At 62.6% G+C, this 17,500-nt stretch carries 18 protein-coding genes and 1 tRNA gene; 7 read left to right on the top strand and 12 right to left on the bottom strand.

Annotation, left to right across the window (positions count from 1 at the left end):
* The first annotated feature begins 12 nt into the window (after positions 1 to 12).
* The 5 genes from ASF16_RS00095 to ASF16_RS00075 all read left to right on the top strand — a co-directional run bounded on the left by ASF16_RS00095 (position 13) and on the right by ASF16_RS00075 (position 3,877).
* Positions 13 to 1,233 (top strand): type II secretion system F family protein, encoded by a 1,221-nt coding sequence (locus ASF16_RS00095; RefSeq protein ID WP_056161260.1) that lies wholly within the window; start codon positions 13 to 15, stop codon positions 1,231 to 1,233.
* The gene (locus ASF16_RS00090; RefSeq protein WP_056161258.1) at positions 1,233 to 2,126 is read left to right on the top strand and encodes an A24 family peptidase; all 894 of its coding nucleotides are present in this window, start codon (positions 1,233 to 1,235) and stop codon (positions 2,124 to 2,126) included. Before ASF16_RS00095 ends, ASF16_RS00090 begins: the two co-directional genes overlap by 1 nt.
* Positions 2,127 to 2,133: 7 nt before the next feature.
* Complete coding sequence (coaE, locus tag ASF16_RS00085; protein WP_056161256.1) at positions 2,134 to 2,760, top strand: dephospho-CoA kinase; 627 nt, start codon at positions 2,134 to 2,136, stop codon at positions 2,758 to 2,760.
* 85 nt (positions 2,761 to 2,845) lie between these two features.
* Positions 2,846 to 3,601: a cell division protein ZapD gene (zapD, locus tag ASF16_RS00080; RefSeq protein ID WP_056161254.1), complete on the top strand. Its 756-nt coding sequence runs from the start codon at positions 2,846 to 2,848 to the stop codon at positions 3,599 to 3,601.
* Positions 3,602 to 3,646: 45 nt separating this feature from the next.
* Positions 3,647 to 3,877 carry a DNA gyrase inhibitor YacG gene (locus tag ASF16_RS00075; protein WP_056162427.1) on the top strand — a complete coding sequence of 77 codons (231 nt, stop codon included), beginning with the start codon at positions 3,647 to 3,649 and terminating at the stop codon, positions 3,875 to 3,877.
* Between the two features lie 112 nt (positions 3,878 to 3,989).
* On the opposite strand, the gene ASF16_RS00070 is transcribed toward ASF16_RS00075, so the two are convergent.
* The 5 genes from ASF16_RS00070 to ASF16_RS00050 all read right to left on the bottom strand — a co-directional run bounded on the left by ASF16_RS00070 (position 3,990) and on the right by ASF16_RS00050 (position 10,793).
* Positions 3,990 to 4,421 carry an NUDIX domain-containing protein gene (locus ASF16_RS00070; RefSeq protein ID WP_056161252.1) on the bottom strand — a complete coding sequence of 144 codons (432 nt, stop codon included), beginning with the start codon at positions 4,419 to 4,421 and terminating at the stop codon, positions 3,990 to 3,992.
* 42 nt (positions 4,422 to 4,463) lie between these two features.
* Entirely contained in the window at positions 4,464 to 5,330 is an 867-nt protein-coding gene (locus ASF16_RS00065) for an ATP-binding protein (RefSeq protein ID WP_056161249.1), read from the bottom strand.
* 159 nt (positions 5,331 to 5,489) lie between these two features.
* Entirely contained in the window at positions 5,490 to 6,728 is a 1,239-nt protein-coding gene (argJ, locus tag ASF16_RS00060) for a bifunctional glutamate N-acetyltransferase/amino-acid acetyltransferase ArgJ (protein ID WP_056161247.1), read from the bottom strand.
* 161 nt (positions 6,729 to 6,889) lie between these two features.
* A complete protein-coding gene (gene secA / locus ASF16_RS00055) occupies positions 6,890 to 9,661 on the bottom strand; it encodes a preprotein translocase subunit SecA (protein ID WP_056161245.1) in 2,772 nt (923 codons plus the stop codon).
* Between the two features lie 136 nt (positions 9,662 to 9,797).
* Positions 9,798 to 10,793, bottom strand: a complete 996-nt coding sequence (locus ASF16_RS00050) for a M23 family metallopeptidase (protein ID WP_235507209.1) — start codon at positions 10,791 to 10,793, stop codon at positions 9,798 to 9,800.
* Between the two features lie 31 nt (positions 10,794 to 10,824).
* Between ASF16_RS00050 and ASF16_RS00045 the strand changes: the two genes are divergently transcribed.
* The gene (locus tag ASF16_RS00045; protein ID WP_056161241.1) at positions 10,825 to 11,124 is read left to right on the top strand and encodes a hypothetical protein; all 300 of its coding nucleotides are present in this window, start codon (positions 10,825 to 10,827) and stop codon (positions 11,122 to 11,124) included.
* 44 nt (positions 11,125 to 11,168) lie between these two features.
* Here ASF16_RS00045 and ASF16_RS00040 read toward each other — a convergent pair.
* From ASF16_RS00040 to petA, 6 genes are all read right to left on the bottom strand, one after another.
* Positions 11,169 to 11,244: transfer RNA gene (locus tag ASF16_RS00040), tRNA-Thr, on the bottom strand.
* A 50-nt stretch (positions 11,245 to 11,294) separates the two neighbouring features.
* Positions 11,295 to 11,852, bottom strand: coding sequence for a ClpXP protease specificity-enhancing factor (locus tag ASF16_RS00035; protein ID WP_056161239.1), 558 nt, complete (start codon positions 11,850 to 11,852; stop codon positions 11,295 to 11,297).
* 72 nt (positions 11,853 to 11,924) lie between these two features.
* The gene (locus tag ASF16_RS00030; protein WP_056161237.1) at positions 11,925 to 12,536 is read right to left on the bottom strand and encodes a glutathione S-transferase N-terminal domain-containing protein; all 612 of its coding nucleotides are present in this window, start codon (positions 12,534 to 12,536) and stop codon (positions 11,925 to 11,927) included.
* 111 nt (positions 12,537 to 12,647) lie between these two features.
* Positions 12,648 to 13,403 carry a cytochrome c1 gene (locus ASF16_RS00025; protein ID WP_056161235.1) on the bottom strand — a complete coding sequence of 252 codons (756 nt, stop codon included), beginning with the start codon at positions 13,401 to 13,403 and terminating at the stop codon, positions 12,648 to 12,650.
* A 17-nt stretch (positions 13,404 to 13,420) separates the two neighbouring features.
* Positions 13,421 to 14,836 (bottom strand): cytochrome bc complex cytochrome b subunit, encoded by a 1,416-nt coding sequence (locus ASF16_RS00020; protein WP_056161233.1) that lies wholly within the window; start codon positions 14,834 to 14,836, stop codon positions 13,421 to 13,423.
* Positions 14,837 to 14,847: 11 nt separating this feature from the next.
* Entirely contained in the window at positions 14,848 to 15,447 is a 600-nt protein-coding gene (gene petA, locus ASF16_RS00015; protein ID WP_056161231.1) for a ubiquinol-cytochrome c reductase iron-sulfur subunit, read from the bottom strand.
* Positions 15,448 to 15,599: 152 nt separating this feature from the next.
* On the opposite strand from petA, the gene mscL reads away from it, so the two are divergent.
* The gene (mscL, locus tag ASF16_RS00010; RefSeq protein ID WP_056161229.1) at positions 15,600 to 16,034 is read left to right on the top strand and encodes a large conductance mechanosensitive channel protein MscL; all 435 of its coding nucleotides are present in this window, start codon (positions 15,600 to 15,602) and stop codon (positions 16,032 to 16,034) included.
* Positions 16,035 to 16,545: 511 nt separating this feature from the next.
* Here mscL and ASF16_RS27065 read toward each other — a convergent pair.
* A partial coding sequence (locus ASF16_RS27065) for an IS110 family transposase (protein WP_369817092.1) occupies positions 16,546 to 17,366 on the bottom strand: 821 nt, incomplete at its 3' end.
* Between the last annotated feature and the right edge of the window lie 134 nt (positions 17,367 to 17,500).

Raw genomic sequence — 17,500 nt, 5'->3', positions numbered from 1 at the left:
TAGAGGGTTCATATGGCAACCGCTGCATCAATACGCGATATCAAAGAATTCGTTTACGAATGGGAGGGCAAGGACCGCCACGGCAAGATTGTACGCGGGGAAGTGCGTGCCTCTGGCGAAAACCAGGTGCAGGCTACGCTGCGCCGTCAAGGCGTATTTCCTACAAAAATTAAAAAGCGCAGAATGCGCTCTGGCAAATCGATTAAGCCCAAAGATATTGCATTATTTACCCGCCAACTGGCGACAATGATGAAAGCAGGGGTTCCGCTTCTTCAATCATTCGATATTGTAGGACGTGGCAACACAAACGCAAGCGTTACTAAATTGCTGAATGACATCCGAACTGATGTCGAAACGGGTACATCTCTAAATGCGGCCTTTCGCAAGCACCCGATGTATTTCGACAGCCTGTATTGCAATCTGGTTGAGGCAGGAGAAGCTGCTGGTATTCTCGAGGCGCTGCTTGATAGGTTGGCCACCTACATGGAGAAAACTGAAGCCATTAAATCAAAAATTAAATCGGCTCTAATGTATCCCATTTCAGTGGTTATCGTAGCTTTTGTAGTAGTTGCGGTGATCATGATTTTCGTCATTCCCGCATTTAAAGAAGTTTTCACCTCATTCGGGGCCGATTTGCCGGCACCTACTTTATTTGTAATGGCCGTCAGTGAAGTTTTTGTGCAATGGTGGTGGTTAATTTTTGGGGGTATTGGTGGAACTTTCTATTTCTTCATGCAAGCCTGGAAGCGAAATGAGAAAGTTCAAAAATTCATGGACCGTCTCCTGCTTAAAATCCCTATTTTTGGCGCTCTCATTGAGAAATCCTGCGTTGCTCGTTGGACGCGCACTTTATCCACCATGTTCGCAGCTGGGGTCCCGTTGGTCGAAGCGTTAGATTCTGTCGGTGGCGCATCTGGAAATTCAGTATATTCAATGGCAACCGAAAGAATCCAACAGGAGGTCTCTACAGGCACTAGCCTTACTGCCGCAATGGGAAATGCTAATATTTTTCCCTCAATGGTGTTGCAGATGTGCGCTATCGGCGAAGAGTCCGGTTCTATTGACCACATGCTTGGCAAGGCTGCAGATTTTTACGAGGCTGAGGTGGACGAAATGGTCGCTGGGCTGTCCAGTCTGATGGAGCCAATCATTATTGTATTTTTGGGTAGTCTTATCGGTGGTATCGTAGTTTCAATGTACCTGCCCATCTTCAAACTGGGCCAAGTCGTGTAATGGAGATGGAGACTTGGCTGAGTGCGGGGCTCGGCGGAATATTCGGGCTGTTGATCGGGAGCTTCCTCAACGTTGTCATCTATCGGCTTCCGAAGATGATGGAGCGTCAATGGGCTGCTGAACTGGCGGCAATGTCTGCAGAGGCAGACGAACCACTGCGGAACGACGCAGTGGCGGAGCAAGCACTCCAACAGCAGGCGCCTTTCAATCTCATGACGCCGCGGTCTCGCTGCCCCTCTTGCGGGCACGAGGTGCAGTGGTATGAAAACATTCCCGTACTGAGCTATCTCTTCCTGCGCGGCCGGTGCTCGGCGTGCAAGGTGCGTATCTCCATTCGATACCCACTGGTGGAACTGGCCACGGGCACGTTGTTTTTCTTCTGTATCCAGCGTTGGGGTGTCACCCCGACAGGCATTGCCTGGTGCGGCTTTTCTGCTGCGTTGGTGGCCTTGGCGTTCATCGACTGGGATACCACTTTGTTGCCGGATGACATCACCCTGCCCTTGTTGTGGGCCGGGTTGCTGGCGTCTTCCTTGCAGTGGACCGATGTGACGCTGCAGTCTTCCGTGGCCGGCGCTGCTGCGGGCTATGTGTCGCTGTGGCTGGTGTACTGGGGCTTCAAGCTGGCGACCGGCAAAGAGGGCATGGGCTACGGCGATTTCAAGCTGTTTGCTGCCTTGGGAGCATGGTTTGGCTGGCAGGCACTGGTGCCCATCATCCTGATGTCGTCTGTCATTGGCGCCATCACTGGCATCGGCATGAAGATGGCCAGCAGTCTGCGTGAGGGCGGATATGTGCCTTTCGGCCCTTTTCTGGTCGGGGCCGGCTTTACTGCAATGGTTTTCGGGCCCCAGTCCATTTTGAATGCGGTGCTGAAGCTCTTCGGCCTCTAGCCACCCCATGCCGCACCCCAACCATCGCCCATGGCGCCTGGGCTTGACTGGCGGCATAGGTAGCGGCAAGAGCACGGTGGGCCACATCTGGGCGGAGCAAGGCGCTGCGCTGATCGATGCAGACCAGATTGCCCGCGACGTCACCGGACCGCAAGGGGCGGCCATGTCGGCGATAGCCGCCGCGTTTGGCAGCGATTTCGTGGATGTGGCGACGGGCGCCTTGGACCGTGCACGCATGCGAGCGCTCGCATTCAGCCGCCCGGACGCCCGTGCGCAGCTTGAGGGCATCGTTCACCCGCTGGTCACGCTGCACAGCAACCTCAAGGCGCAACAAGCTATCGATGAGGGGCGCAGGCTCATCGTTTTCGACATCCCCCTGCTGGCAGAGTCCGGCCGGTGGGCGGGGCGGCTGGATGCAGTGGTGGTGGTGGATTGCTCTGCGCAGACGCAGATCAGACGCGTGATGCAACGCAGTGGCTTGAGCCGGGAAACGGTGGAAGGCATCATTGCCTCGCAGGCCAGCAGGACAACGCGCCGTGCGGTGGCCGATGCGGTCATTGCCAACGACGCGGACTGCACGCTCGAGCAGCTGCGGGAGCGCGCGCAGCAGACAGCATCATTGTTCGGGCTATGATGCGGGTCAAACCGTTTGTGCTTTCACCCCCTGCCGTGCGCTACCGGCGTCAGAACACTCCCTGATCCCCCAGGAACCCGCCAGCGTGATCCTTTACGAATATCCTTTCAATGAGCGCCTACGCACTTACCTGCGGCTGGAGCAGCTCTTTCGGCGCCTTGGGGAGCTGATCCCCCGCCCCCACGCCCTGGACCATCATTTCGCTTTGGTCACGATCTTCGAGATCATGGACGTGGCCGCGCGGGCCGACTTGAAGTCGGACGTGCTTAAGGACATCGAGAAGCACAAGCACCAGCTCGACAGCTACCGCGGCAATCCGTCGATTTCCGAAGCCGCACTCGATGCGGTGATCGCTCAGCTCGACCGCTGCTTCAACGCGCTCAACACCCAGTCAGGCAAATCTGGCCACATCCTCACCGAGAACGATTGGCTCATGAGCATCCGCAGCCGGGTGGGCATTCCGGGGGGTACCTGCGGGTTCGATCTGCCGGCCTACTACGCCTGGCAGCACTACGCCCCCGGTGTGCGCCAGGAGGCGCTGGAACAGTGGGCGTCCAACTTGGCCCCGCTGGCCGAATCCATTTACGTACTGCTCAAGCTGCTGCGCGACTCCGGTGTGCCGCAAAAGGTGGCCGCCGAGCGCGGGCAGTTCCAGCAGAACCTGCCGCAGGGCCGCACTTTCCAGCTGCTGCGCCTTCGCATCGACCCCGCGCTGAACCTGATCCCCGAGATCAGCGGCAACCGCCTCATCGTGTCCGTGCGCCTCATGCGGCTAGAGGCTGACACACGGCTGCACGCCAGCAACGAGGATGCAGCCTTTGAGCTGACCCTGTGCGCTTGAGCCTGCTGGCTTGCAGCGCTCTGTGATTTGAGGATGACGACGAAGATGGCCTCCACCCCACGCCCCACCGCCGCGGGCGCCTCCCAGGAACGCATCGTTGTGTGCCCCAGTTGCGGCGGCGACAGTGTGTACAGCCCCGCCAACGCCTACCGCCCCTTCTGCAGCGAACGCTGCAAGCAGGTGGACCTGGGTGCATGGGCCAGCGAAGATTTCCGCATGCCAGCGGAAGCACCGCCGGGCGACGCGCAGTACGGTGACCCGCGCACAGAACACTGATATCGGAGGTGAGCGGCATGCCCGCTACAAACGCGGCGCCGAACCCAGGGAAAAAGCCACTGACCGTGCACCAGGCAAGCGCCAGCAGCTATTTATTTGATAGCAAGCTATTTTATGGGGCTGACGGCGGCACAAACGCCAACCCGCGCTCCTGGGCCAACCACTCCAGCACCGGGTAAGCGCCGGGCAGGACAGGCGCCACGGTCAGCGGCATCTGCTGCCAGGCCATCGCCTGGCCCTCGCGCATCTCGAAGTCACCGCTCCACTCCCACACCTTGCACCAATGCAGGCGCACCAGCGCGTGCGGATAGTCGTGCTCGGTAACCTTCCAGACGGAGGCCGGGCCGATGGTCACGCCCAGTTCTTCGATAAGTTCGCGGCGCAGCGCCTGCTCCACGGTCTCGCCCACTTCGAGCTTGCCGCCCGGAAACTCCCAATACCCTGCATAAGGCTTGCCCGCCGGGCGGGTCGACAGCAGCAACGCGCCGTCGGCACGCACCAGGATGCCGACCGCGACCTCGGTGTGTTTACGATCCTCAACCATGGCAATCCTTCCCGGTGCCGTTCAGTGGCATGGCGACCGCTTTCATTCCCGCCCCGCGTAGTCGCGTGCAAACTGGTACGCCACGCGCCCGCTGCGCGAGCCGCGTTCCAGCGCCCAGACAAGCGCCTGGCCACGTGCGGCTGTGATCGCGTCTGCGGACACGCCCATCGACGACAGCCATTGCGCGACGATGGTGAGGTACTCCTCCTGGCTGAAGGGGTAGAAGCTCACCCACAGGCCAAACCGCTCCGACAGGGAGATCTTCTCTTCCACCACCTCACCGGGGTGGACTTCGCCATCCTCGGTGTGGGTGTAGGTCAGGTTCTCCGTCATGTACTCGGGCAGCAGATGGCGGCGGTTGCTGGTGGCGTAGATCAGCACATTGGGCGTGGATGCAGCCACCGACCCGTCGAGGATGGACTTGAGCGCCTTGTAGCCCGGTTCGCCCTCTTCAAAGCTGAGGTCGTCGCAGAACACGATGAACTTCTCAGGGCGACCAGCCACCACATCGACGATGTCCGGCAGGTCGACAAGGTCCGCCTTGTCCACCTCGATCAAGCGCAGGCCCTCGGGCGCGTAGGTGTTCAGGCAGGCCTTGATCAGGGATGACTTGCCGGTACCACGCGCCCCCGTCAGCAGCACGTTGTTGGCGGCCCGGCCCTGCACGAACTGCCGCGTATTGCGCTCGATCTTTTCCTTTTGCGCGTCGATCTCTTTCAGGTCCGACAGCGCCATGGCCGCGACGTGACGCACGGGCTCCAGGGTGCCGTGGCCGCTGCTGCGCTTGCGGTACCGCCAGGCGATGGCCTGTGACCAGTCGGGCGCGCCCAGAGGCTGGGGCAGCACGGACTCGATACGGGCGATGAGTTGCTCGGCCCGCTCGATCAGATGTTCAAATTTTTCATTCATTTCTGGCACCTAGCGCTTAATACACATGCGCAAGCAGCTATCACTTTTATAGCATCGCGACACAACAGGCCTATCAGCACGCAAGCATCGCTTTGGCGCTAACGCCCGCGGCCGCCGACACGCCCACGCCGACGGACCGGCGTGAAGCGCCCCGCTGGATCAAGACCGGTAGTCGGCGTTGATCGTCACGTAGTCGTGGCTGAAGTCGCAGGTCCACACCGTGTCGGCCGCGTTGCCACGGCCCAGCAGCACCCGCACCGTGATCTCGCTTTGCTTCATCACGCGCTGGCCGTCCTCTTCGCGGTAGGCCGGGTTGCGGCCGCCCTGGATGGCCACATGCACGTCGTCCAGGTACAGGTCGATGCCGGTCTGGTCGAGGTCGTCGATGCCCGCGTAGCCCACGGCCGCCAGGATGCGGCCCAGGTTCGGGTCGCTGGCGTAGAACGCCGTCTTGACCAGTGGCGAGTGGGCGATGGCGTAGGCCACCTTGCGGCACTCCTCGCCCGTCTTGCCGCCTTCGACCCGCACGGTGATGAACTTGGTGGCGCCCTCGCCGTCGCGCACGATGGCCTGGGCGAGCTTTTGCGACACCGCCAGCATGGCCGCCTTCAGAGCCTGGCCCTCGGGACTGTCCAGCGACGTGATGGGCGCGTGCGCGGCCTTGTTGGTCGCCACCACCACGAACGAGTCGTTGGTCGATGTGTCGCCGTCGATGGTCACGCGGTTGAAGGACCCGTCGGCCAGCTCGCGGGCCAGCTGCTGCATCACGGCGGGCGCCACAGAGGCGTCCGTGGCCATGAAGCCGAGCATGGTGGCCATGTTGGGCCGGATCATGCCCGCGCCCTTGCTGATGCCGGTGATGGACACCGTGGCGCCGCCGATCTGCACCTGCGCCGAGAACGCCTTGGGCAGCGTGTCGGTCGTCATGATGCCTTCCGCCGCGCGGGCCCAATGGCCCGGTTGCGCATCGGCGATGGCTGCAGGCAATCCGGCTTCGATGCGGTCGTTGGGCAGGGGCTCCATGATCACGCCGGTCGAAAACGGCAGGATCTGCTCGGGCGCCACGCTCAGTTGGCGCGCCAGGGCGATGCAGGTGGCACGCGCACGCGCCAGGCCGTCAGCACCGGTGCCAGCGTTGGCGTTGCCGGTGTTGATCAGCATCGCGCGGATCGGTTGGCCTGCCTTTTGTTGGGCCAGGTGGTCGCGGCTGATCTGCACCGGCGCTGCGCAAAAGCGGTTCTGGGTGAAAACGCCAGCCACGCTGGCACCCTCGTCCAGCAGGAAGACGGTGAGGTCCTTGCGGTTGGCTTTGCGGACACCGGCTTCGGCCACACCGATGCGCACGCCGGCGATCGGGTACAGGTCGGCGGCAACGGGGGCAACGAGATTCACAGGCATGGGGTCTGGGCCTTTCTATCTGGAAGAAGGAGACGGATGCGGCACGGGCCAGTTGCCCGGCATACGGCATTCGCCTGATGAAGACTGCGGCCAATTATGCGGAAAACCGTGGCGCGCCAATGAAAACACGGGCCGAAGCCCGTGTTGCGTGAGTCAGAGGATCAAGCCAGCTTGCCGTGGCACTGCTTGTACTTCTTGCCGCTGCCGCATGGGCAGGGATCGTTGCGGCCGATGCGCAGGCCTTGCAGCTCTTCCGGCAGGGGCTCGCCGGATGCGCCCTGCGCCTGCGCGCCCAGCGTGGTTTCCACATCGCCCGTTTCGGTGGGGGCGGTGTAGGTCACGTTGGCAATGCTCTCGCCGCGGCTTTCCATGTCCTGGGCGGCCTGGTCCAGCTGCGCCTGCGACTGGACCTGCACGGTCATGAGGATCTTGGTGACCTCGTTCTTGACCAGGTCGATCAATTGGCGGAACAGCTCGAAAGCCTCGCGCTTGTACTCCTGCTTGGGCTGCTTTTGCGCGTAGCCGCGCAGGTGGATGCCCTGGCGCAGGTAGTCGAGCGCTGCCAGGTGGTCGCGCCAGTTCGAGTCGAAGCTTTGCAGCAGCACCATGCGCTCGAACTGCGTGAAGTTCTCGCGGCCGACCTGCTCCACCTTGCCGTCGAACGATGCGTGGGCAGCCTGCAGCACCTTCTCCAGGATCTCGTCGTCGGTGACGCTGCTCGCGCCCTGCACTTCCTGCTGCAAAGGCAGGGAGACCTGCCACTCTTCGGCCAGCACCTTTTCGAGGCCAGCCAGGTCCCACTGCTCTTCCACCGACTCGGCGGGCACGTATTGGCGCACCAGGTCGGTCATGCAGTCTTCGCGCATCGCGGCAATCACGTCGGACAGGTCCGCAGCGTCCAGGATGTCGTTGCGCTGCTGGTAGATCACCTTGCGCTGGTCGTTGGAGACGTCGTCGTACTCCAGCAGTTGCTTGCGAACGTCGAAGTTGCGGGCTTCGACCTTGCGCTGGGCGGACTCGATGCTGCGCGTGACGATGCCGGCTTCGATGGCTTCGCCATCGGGCATCTTCAGGCGGTCCATGATCGCCTTGACGCGGTCACCAGCGAAGATGCGCATCAACGAATCGTCCAGGCTCAGGTAGAAGCGCGACGAACCGGGGTCGCCCTGGCGGCCCGAGCGGCCGCGCAGCTGGTTGTCGATGCGGCGCGATTCGTGGCGTTCGGTGGCGATGATCCGCAGGCCGCCCAGGGCCTTGATCTTGTCGTGGTCCACCTTCCAGCGCTCGCGCAGCGCGGCCAGCTGGGCCTCGCGCTCGGACTCGGACAGGGATTCGTCGCCCTCGATGGCCGCCGTGTCCTTCTCGATGTTGCCGCCCAGCACGATGTCGGTACCACGGCCGGCCATGTTGGTCGCAATGGTGATCATGCCCGCGCGCCCGGCCTGGGCCACGATGTCCGCTTCACGGGCGTGCTGCTTGGCGTTGAGCACCTGGTGCGGCAGGCCTTCCTTGTTCAGCAGCTGGTCGATGATTTCGGAGTTCTCGATCGACGTGGTGCCCACCAGCACGGGCTGGCCGCGCTCGTGGCATTCGCGTATGTCCTTGATCGCCGCTTCGTACTTCTCGCGCGTGGTCTTGTAGACGCGGTCGAGCTGGTCGTCGCGCTTGCTCGGACGGTTGGGCGGGATCACCGTGGTTTCCAGGCCGTAGATCTCCTGGAACTCATACGCTTCGGTATCGGCCGTGCCGGTCATGCCGGCCAGCTTGTTGTACAGGCGGAAATAGTTCTGGAACGTGATGGAGGCCAGAGTCTGGTTCTCGGCCTGGATGTTCACGCCTTCCTTGGCTTCCACGGCCTGGTGCAGGCCTTCGCTCCAGCGGCGGCCCGACATCAGGCGGCCGGTGAACTCGTCCACGATCACGATCTCGCCGTCCTGCACCACGTAGTGCTGGTCGCGGTGGTAGAGGTGGTTGGCACGCAGCGCTGCGTACAGGTGGTGCATCAGGGTGATGTTGGCCGGGTCGTACACCGAGGCACCCTCGGCGATCAGGCCCTGGCTGGCCAGAATGCGCTCGGCGCTTTCGTGGCCCTGCTCCGTCAGGAACACCTGGTGGGTCTTTTCGTCCAGCGTGAAGTCGCCGGGCTTGGTCACGCCCTCGCCGGTGCGGGCGTCGGCTTCGCCTTCCTGGCGCACCAGCAGGGGCACCACCTTGTTCATGGCGATGTACATCGCCGTGTGGTCTTCGGCCTGGCCGCTGATGATCAGGGGCGTGCGTGCCTCGTCGATCAGGATCGAGTCCACCTCGTCCACGATGGCGAAGTTCAGGCCCTGCTGCACGCGGTCTGCGGCCTCGTAGACCATGTTGTCGCGCAGGTAATCAAAGCCGTACTCGTTGTTCGTACCGTACGTGATGTCGGCGCGATAGGCCTCCTGCTTTTGCTCGCGCGGCATGTTGGGCAGGTTGATGCCCACCGTCAGGCCCAGGAAGTTGTACAGCCGGCCCATCCACTGCGCATCGCGGTTGGCGAGGTAATCGTTCACCGTCACCACGTGCACGCCCTTGCCCGACAGGGCATTCAGATACACGGGCAGCGTGGCGGTCAGGGTCTTGCCTTCGCCGGTGCGCATTTCGGAGATCTTGCCGAAGTGCAGGGCCATGCCGCCCAGCAGCTGCACGTCGAAGTGGCGCATCTTCATGATGCGCTTGGAGCCTTCGCGGACCACGGCGAACGCTTCGGGCAGGATGTCGTCCAGCGACTCGCCCTTGGCGACGCGCTCCTTGAACTCCTGCGTCTTGGCCTTGAGCTGCTCGTCCGACAGCTTCTCGTACTCAGGCTCCATCGCATTGATGCGGGACACCGTCTTGCGGTACTGCTTGAGAAGCCGGTCGTTGCGGCTGCCGAATAATTTGGTGAGGAAGTTGGTGGCCATGCGAACAGGACCGCCGGGCCGCTGCAAACCAGCGCGCCAAGCGACCGAAATCCCTAAGATGAATTGAGTTCAGGTGGGTTCAACACCGAGGATTGCAAGCAATGCAACCCTGGCCGTGAACGCCGGACCGGCGATTTTACCTGCCCGCCGTGGGCGCAGCAGTCTGGGCAGGCGAAGCACGCGGCTGGATCGACGCGACCTGCGGACCCGGCGCGTTGGAAGGCACAGTGCCGCCTGCGCTCAGAAACTTCTGCGGGTCCTGAAAAACCCCTTGCACCAGCACCTCGAAATGCAGGTGCGGCCCCGTGGAACGCCCCGTGGTGCCCACTTCGGCGATCTTCTGACCGCGCTTGACGATGTCGCCCTGCTTGACCAGGGTGCGCGAGGCATGGGCGTATCGCGTGACCAGTTGGTTGCCGTGGTCCACCTCGATCATGTTGCCGTACGCCGGGTGAAACTCCTGCGTTACGACCACACCACCGGCGGCCGCCAGAATGGCCGTGCCGGTATCGGCCTGAAAATCCAGGCCCGTGTGCAGCGCCGACTGCCCGGTGATCGGGTCCACCCGCCAGCCGAACGCCGAACCCGGCGCGCGGCCGGTGACGGGCGCGTGGGTGGGAATCATCTTCTTGCGAATGTGCTGGTCGAACAGGCGGGACTCGAGCACCGTCATCAGGTCCACCCGCTGGCTGGTCAGGCGCTCCAGCTCGTCGAGCGTGGCCTGCAATTCCTCCATCGACAGATCACGGGCACCGACCAGAACGCCGCCGCGGGCATCCGTCTTCTGGATGTCGGAAGGGGCCATGCCGGCGAGACCCAGCACGCGGTCGCCCAGCGACTCCAGCTGCACCATGCGGGCCTGCATTTCGCCCACACGGCGTGCCATGGCATCCAGGTTGGCGCGCATGAAACGGTCACGCTCGGCAAACTCGTCCTTCACGACCAGACGCACCAGCGAGCCCACGATGGGCCAGCCTTCACGCGCGCCCTTGAGGAACACCCAGTGGTACAGCGTGGCGGCCACCAGCATGAGGCACAGCGACAGCCCGAGTCCCGCCAGGACCAGGCGCGAGCCCGACAGATGGATGGCGCGGCTGCGTGCCAGCCGGGCGTCCGTGATAATCAGATGCACTACGAATTCTCCACGCCCGAAGACGCACGCCATGAACCGCCGCCACTACGCAGTCACCCTGCAGAAAGCCAGCCAGGACTCTCCCACGCTGGCCCGACTGACAGCGCTGACCCGCGACTCCAGTGATCGGCTCAAAGCCATTGAAATGCTGATACCCGCAACCTTGCGCCCAGCGATCCAGGCGGGTCCCATCGACGGGGATTCCTGGTGCCTGCTGGTCAAGAGCAATGCCGCAGCGGCAAAAATCCGCCAGCTGCTGCCTGCATTGGGGGCGCATTTGCGCACCCGGGGGTGGGAGGTTAACGTGATTCGCCTGAAAGTTCAAACCTGACGGCCAAGGTATGAACCAGGGAATAGGGAGAAAGAAACCAAAAATGGTGCCGGTTGTCGGAATCGAACTGACGACCTACCGCTTACAAGGCGGGTGCTCTACCAACTGAGCTAAACCGGCGAGGGCTGCATCTTATCGTGGAAAACGCAGCCAAAAATCGAAAACCGCGCTTATTTCACGCGCTTGAGCGAAGGCCGCGCGCCGCCTGCCGTGGGCGGAGGGCGCGGAGCATCGTCGCCAGGACCGTCGTCCTTCTTGCTTTCGTCGACCGAAACCAACTGCACTACACGGTCTTCTGCCGCTGAGAGCGGCACGACGCTGCCCGTCGCCGAAGCGGTGGCCGCCGGCTCCGCTGCCGACATCGGATCGATCAGGGAAGGAGCACCCGCAGGGGTACCCAGAACATCTACCGGCGGCGGGAACGCCATGCCCTGACCGTTTTCACGGGCATAGATGGCGATGACCCGGCCGACTGGCACCAATATCTCGCGCGGCTTACCGCCGAAGCGGGCCTTGAACTCGATGAAGTCATTGCCCAGCTGCAGCGCACTGGTGGCATCGAAGCTGATGTTCAACACGATCTCGCCATCCTTCACGTACTCGCGCGGCACCTGCACGGAATCGTCCACGCGCACTGCGACATAAGGCGTGAGACCGTTGTCGGTGCACCACTCGTACAGGGCACGAATGAGGTACGGGCGCGTGGAGGTGGATTCCTGGGCGGTCATGAACAAGGTGGCAGCTTCGGTGGATGAAAGAAAGTGCACAGGAGGCCCCGGGAGCCCGGAGCGTCGACAGCATTACTTGCGCATGACCTTTTCGGACGGCGTCAGCGCTTCGATGTAGGCAGGGCGCGAGAAGATGCGCTCGGCGTACTTCAGCAGCGGGGCGGCGTTCTTCGACAGATCGATGCCGTAGTAGTCCAGGCGCCACAGCAGCGGTGCAATCGCCACATCCAGCATCGAGAAATTGTCGCCCAGCATGTACTTGTTCTTGAGGAACACGGGGGCCAGCTGCGTCAGGCGGTCGCGGATGTGCGAACGGGCCTTTTCCAGCGCCTTTTCGTTGCCCTTGGTCGCGCGCGACTCCAGGATGTTCACGTGCACGAACAACTCCTTTTCGAAGTTGAGCAGGAACAGGCGCACGCGGGCGCGGTCCACCGGATCGCCGGGCATCAGCTGCGGGTGCGGGAAGCGCTCGTCGATGTACTCGTTGATGATGTTCGACTCGTACAGGATCAGATCGCGTTCGACCAGGATGGGCACCTGGCCGTACGGGTTCATCACGCTGATGTCTTCGGGCTTGTTGTACAGGTCCACATCGCGAATTTCAAAGTCCATGCCCTTTTCGAACAGGACGAAACGGCAGCGGTGGGAGAAGGGACAGGTCGTACCCGAGTAAAGCACCATCATGGTGGGAAGCTCCTAAAAATCAAAAGAGTGGGACGCCATGAGCGCCCACTCTGCAAACAATCCGGCGGCACCCCGAAGGGCGCCTTCTCATGGATCGACGGTTCGTGCTGCTTACTTCACATCCTTCCAGAAGGCCGCGTTCAGCCTCCAGGCGATTACGGTGAAAACACCGAGAAAGAGCAGCACCCACACGCCAACTCGGACGCGGGTGTTCTGGGCGGGTTCGCCCATCCATTGCAGGTAGTTCACGAGATCACCCACAGTCTGGTCGAACTGCAACGGGGTCATCGTGCCTGGCTTGACCTGCTCCCAGCCCTTGAAGACCTGGGTCTTGTGGCCATGGCTTTCGTGCTCTTCGAACACGGGGCGGCGGTCGCCCTGCATCTGCCACAGCGCATGGGGCATGCCCACGCTCGGGAAGGCCAGGTTGTTCCAGCCCGTGGCCTTGGTGTCGTCACGGTAGAACGTGCGCAGGAAGGTGTAGAGGTAGTCGGCACCCGTGCCGCCGTGGCCGGCGCGCGAGCGTGCGATCACGGTCAGGTCGGGCGGGTTGGCACCGAACCATTCCTTGGCCTGCTTGGGATCGATGGACGCCTTCATGGTTTCGCCGACCTTGTCGGTCGTGAACAAGAGGTTGTCCTTGATGTCCTGCTCGGTCAGGCCGATGTCGCGCAGGCGGTTGAACCGCATGTACGCAGCGGAGTGGCAGCTCAGGCAGTAATTGACGAACACCTTGGCGCCGTTTTGCAGGGAGGCCAGGTCGTTGGTCTTGTTGGGCGCCTTGTCCCAGGCAATGCCGCCTTCGGCCGCTTGCGCGCCCGTGGCAATACCCAGGGCGGCGATCAACGTGAGGATGAGTTTCTTCATTGTTGTTGTCTCCAGGCTCAGTGCGCCACAAAGGTCACGCGGTCAGGCACGGGCTTGGCCTTGCCGATGCGGCTCCACCAGGGCATCAGCAGGAAGAAGCCGAAGTAGAACAGCGTACCGACCTGCGACACGCGCTCGCCGATGGCCGAAGGAGGCTGCACGCCCAGGTAGCCCAGGATCAGGAAGATGATCACAAAGATGCCGTACAGGTACTTGTGCCAGTCAGGGCGGTAGCGGATCGACTTGACGGGGCTGTAGTCCAGCCATGGCAGGAAGAACAGGATGATCACGGCACCACCCATCACGACCACGCCCCAGAACTTGGCGTCGATCGACAGCATCATCGCGATCACGGCAATGGCCGCCACGGCGATGCCTGCCTTGACGAAGCTGGGCAGCTTGGCCTTGAGGATGCCGAAGCCCGCACCGGCCACCACGCACAGCACCAGCACGTACATCATTTCGGTGGTGATGGCACGCAGCATCGAATAGAACGGCGTGAAGTACCAGACCGGTGCGATGTGCGCAGGGGTCTTGAGCGGGTCCGCAGGGATGAAGTTGTTGTACTCGAGGAAGTAGCCACCGAACTCGGGCGCGAAGAACACCACCGCCGTGAACGCCATCAGGAACATGCTCAGCGCGAAGATGTCGTGCACCGTGTAGTAAGGGTGGAAGGGCACGCCGTCCAGCGGCTTGCCATTGGCATCCTTGGGGGCTTGCGGGCCCTTGATTTCCACGCCGTCGGGGTTGTTGGAGCCGACATCGTGCAGCGCCAGCAAGTGGGCCACCACCAGGCCCAGCAGGACCAGCGGCACGGCGATCACGTGGAAGCTGAAGAAGCGGTTCAGCGTGGCGTCGCCCACCACGTAGTCGCCGCGGATGAGCAGCGCCAGGTCAGGGCCGATGAACGGGATGGCAGCGAACAGGTTCACGATCACCTGGGCGCCCCAGTACGACATCTGGCCCCAGGGCAGCAGATAGCCCATGAAGGCCTCGGCCATCAGGCACAGGAAGATCGCGCAGCCGAAGATCCAGACCAGCTCGCGCGGCTTGCGGTAGCTGCCGTAGATGAGGCCGCGGAACATGTGCAGGTACACCACCACGAAGAACGCCGACGCGCCCGTGGAGTGCATGTAGCGGATCAGCCAGCCCCAGGGCACATCGCGCATGATGTACTCGACCGAAGCGAACGCCAGGTTGGCGTCGGGCTTGTAGTGCATGACCAGGAAGATGCCGGTCACGATCTGGATCACCAGCACGACCAGGGCCAGCGAGCCGAAGATGTACCAGAAGTTGAAGTTCTTCGGAGCGTAGTACTCCGACATGTGCACCTTGTACGCATCGAAGGCCGTGGGGAACCGGTTCTCGAACCAGTTCGTGACCTGTGCGCTGATCGGGGCGTTGGGGGAGATTTCTTTGAATTCGTGGGCCATGTCGTTCTCCGTCAAGCCTTCTTGTCTTCACCGATCACGAGGCGCGTGTCGGACAGGTACATGTGCGGAGGGACTTCAAGGTTGTCGGGCGCGGGCTTGTTCTTGAACACGCGGCCGGCCATGTCGAACGTGGAGCCGTGGCAAGGGCACAGGAAACCGCCCTTCCAGTCGTCGGGCAGCGAAGGCTGTGCGCCGGTCTGGAACTTGTCCGACGGCGAGCAACCCAAGTGCGAGCAGATGCCCACACCCACGAAAATCTCTGGCTTGATCGAACGCGCTTCGTTGCGCGCGTACTCGGGGGTGAGCTCGGAGGGCTTGCGCTCGGACTTGGGGTCGGCGAGCTGGCCATCGAGCTTGGGCAGCTCGGCGAGCTGCTCCGGGGTGCGCTTGATGATCCAGACAGGCTTGCCGCGCCACTCCACGGTGAGTTTCTCGCCCGGCTTGAGGGCGGAAATATCCACCTCGACTGCAGCCCCGGCGGCTTTGGCGCGCTCGGAGGGCTGGAACGTACTCACGAAAGGAACGGCGGTTGCCACGCCGCCCACCGCACCAGCGCATGCCGACGTGATGATCCACGTCCGCTTGCTGGAGTCGATTGGAGTGTCACTCATGGGGATCCTCGATTGATCATCGCTACATTGGGGTCAACCGCGAATTGTAGCGGAGTGAAAATGGTTATTTCAAACGCATGCGGGGTGGGTTGACAGGGGTTGACTCTGGGCAATACTCGCGCATCGACATTTCACGCAGCCAGGAGGGCACCATGGGCATGATGCAGGAGTTCAGAGAGTTCGCCGTCAAGGGCAATGTGATCGACCTTGCGGTTGGTGTGATCATCGGCGGCGCATTCGGCAAGATCGTGGATTCGGTGGTGTCCGACCTCATCATGCCGGTGGTGGGCCTGGTGTTCGGCAAGCTCGACTTTTCCAACCTCTTCGTCGTGCTCGGGTCGGTGCCGCCCGGCACCGCGATGACGCTCGACGCCCTCAAGAAGGCGGGCGTGCCGGTGTTTGCCTACGGCAACTTCCTGACCGTGGCGGTCAACTTCATCATCCTGGCGTTCATCATCTTCATGATGATCAAGCAGATCAACCGGCTCAAACGCGAAACCCCGGCCGCCCCGGCAGCGCCTGCGGCGACGCCCGAGGACATCGTGCTGCTGCGCGAGATTCGCGATAGTCTGAAGAAGACCCCCTGAAAAGATAACCCCCTGAGGCGCTGCGCGCCACGGTGGCGCGCGCCGCAGGCGCGGCCTCTTCGGCCTGTCCAAGCCTGCGCAGGCAGGCTTGGAGCCGCAGGCCTCAGCCCCAAGGGGGACGCCTCCGGTGGCCCGGCAGAGGTTCTATGGTTCGAGTCAAGCGCTTGGGSTGATGCGATGAGCATCAAACGGCTTGCCCGATCGCCACACAGCAAAGGCAATGCGCAGCAGCTTGCGCGCCAGCACGACCAGGGCCTCTGTGCTCTTGAGCCCCCTGGCGCGCAGCGCNGGGTGATGCGATGAGCATCAAACGGCTTGCCCGATCGCCACACAGCAAAGGCAATGCGCAGCAGCTTGCGCGCCAGCACGACCAGGGCCTCTGTGCTCTTGAGCCCCCTGGCGCGCAGCGCTTGGTAGGTCGCCGCAAACGTGMCCGTGTGGCACGCCGACATCGCCGCCATGAACATCTGGTGGCGCAGCGCCGGATTCCCTCGCTTGGACAAGTGCCTGNTGGTAGGTCGCCGCAAACGTGACCGTGTGGCACGCCGACATCGCCGCCATGAACATCTGGTGGCGCAGCGCCGGATTCCCTCGCTTGGACAAGTGCCTGCGCCCCCTGCTACGCCCAGAGTCGTGGGCCCGGGGATCCAGCCCGCTGTAGGCCACCAGCGCATCACAGCTGCAAAACGCCACGCGATCGAGCACGGTGACCAGCAACGCGCTCGATTGGGGACCGATGCCCACGATGCTTTGCAGCAACGTGCGAGCGCGGTGCAACTGCTCTTGCTCTTTGATCAACTGCGTAATGCGCCCATCGATGGTGTGCAGCAAGGTGCCAAAGGCGTCCTCCAGCCCCGCGGCCGCCTGCGCGATGCTCGTGCTGCAGCCGCGCAGCGACTGACGCAGCGCGGTGCGCTTGGTCACCGCCGTCCAGCGCTGGCCCAGCAACTGCTCCAGTTCGGCCTGACAGGCGCTGGGGACACRGTGCGGGTGCAGCCGCTCGTGGTGCTCGGCCAGGTAGCGGGCAATGATCCGGGCATCCACCCGGTCGGTCTTGCCGCGCGCGCCCAGGCCCTTGGCGTAGAAGTACACATCGCGGGCGTTGAGCACGAACACCGTCAAACCCATGCCGGCGGCCAGGGTGGCCAGCAGCTGGTGAAAGCGGCCGGTGGACTCCATGGCCAGGAGCGCGCCAGGGGGCAGGGTGTGCAACCACTGCACGATGGCAGTGGACTCGTTAGAGACGGCAAGGCAAGCGTCCTGGCCGTGGGTGGCCACGACCAGCTCAGCCTTGGAGACGTCCACGCCGATGAAACAAAGGGGTACTTGCATGATGAGATTCCTCCAATGAACAATGACGATCGTTGGGGTGGAATCCCGCCACAGGCGTTAGCTTGCTTACAGATCGGCGCTGAGGTGCGGCTCAGTTCCTTATCGACGCTCAGGGGCGGGGTGGGGGCTATCTT

This window comes from Acidovorax sp. Leaf78, from assembly GCF_001422735.1.
Taxonomy (GTDB): domain Bacteria; phylum Pseudomonadota; class Gammaproteobacteria; order Burkholderiales; family Burkholderiaceae_C; genus Acidovorax.
Note: the sequence above shows the minus strand (reverse complement) of the source record. Positions and strands in the feature narration are given on the sequence as shown.

What these genes read in the sequence shown, in the direction of transcription:
- petA (WP_056161231.1), bottom strand. Translation starts at nt 15,447, where the DNA reads ATGAGTGACACTCCAATCGACTCCAGCAAGCGGACGTGGATCATCACG.
- ASF16_RS00045 (WP_056161241.1), top strand. Translation starts at nt 10,825, where the DNA reads ATGAACCGCCGCCACTACGCAGTCACCCTGCAGAAAGCCAGCCAGGAC.
- ASF16_RS00075 (WP_056162427.1), top strand. Translation starts at nt 3,647, where the DNA reads ATGGCCTCCACCCCACGCCCCACCGCCGCGGGCGCCTCCCAGGAACGC.
- argJ (WP_056161247.1), bottom strand. Translation starts at nt 6,728, where the DNA reads ATGCCTGTGAATCTCGTTGCCCCCGTTGCCGCCGACCTGTACCCGATC.
- ASF16_RS00035 (WP_056161239.1), bottom strand. Translation starts at nt 11,852, where the DNA reads ATGACCGCCCAGGAATCCACCTCCACGCGCCCGTACCTCATTCGTGCC.
- secA (WP_056161245.1), bottom strand. Translation starts at nt 9,661, where the DNA reads ATGGCCACCAACTTCCTCACCAAATTATTCGGCAGCCGCAACGACCGG.
- mscL (WP_056161229.1), top strand. Translation starts at nt 15,600, where the DNA reads ATGGGCATGATGCAGGAGTTCAGAGAGTTCGCCGTCAAGGGCAATGTG.
- ASF16_RS00020 (WP_056161233.1), bottom strand. Translation starts at nt 14,836, where the DNA reads ATGGCCCACGAATTCAAAGAAATCTCCCCCAACGCCCCGATCAGCGCA.
- ASF16_RS00095 (WP_056161260.1), top strand. Translation starts at nt 13, where the DNA reads ATGGCAACCGCTGCATCAATACGCGATATCAAAGAATTCGTTTACGAA.
- coaE (WP_056161256.1), top strand. Translation starts at nt 2,134, where the DNA reads ATGCCGCACCCCAACCATCGCCCATGGCGCCTGGGCTTGACTGGCGGC.
- ASF16_RS00025 (WP_056161235.1), bottom strand. Translation starts at nt 13,403, where the DNA reads ATGAAGAAACTCATCCTCACGTTGATCGCCGCCCTGGGTATTGCCACG.
- ASF16_RS00070 (WP_056161252.1), bottom strand. Translation starts at nt 4,421, where the DNA reads ATGGTTGAGGATCGTAAACACACCGAGGTCGCGGTCGGCATCCTGGTG.
- ASF16_RS00030 (WP_056161237.1), bottom strand. Translation starts at nt 12,536, where the DNA reads ATGATGGTGCTTTACTCGGGTACGACCTGTCCCTTCTCCCACCGCTGC.
- ASF16_RS00090 (WP_056161258.1), top strand. Translation starts at nt 1,233, where the DNA reads ATGGAGATGGAGACTTGGCTGAGTGCGGGGCTCGGCGGAATATTCGGG.
- ASF16_RS00065 (WP_056161249.1), bottom strand. Translation starts at nt 5,330, where the DNA reads ATGAATGAAAAATTTGAACATCTGATCGAGCGGGCCGAGCAACTCATC.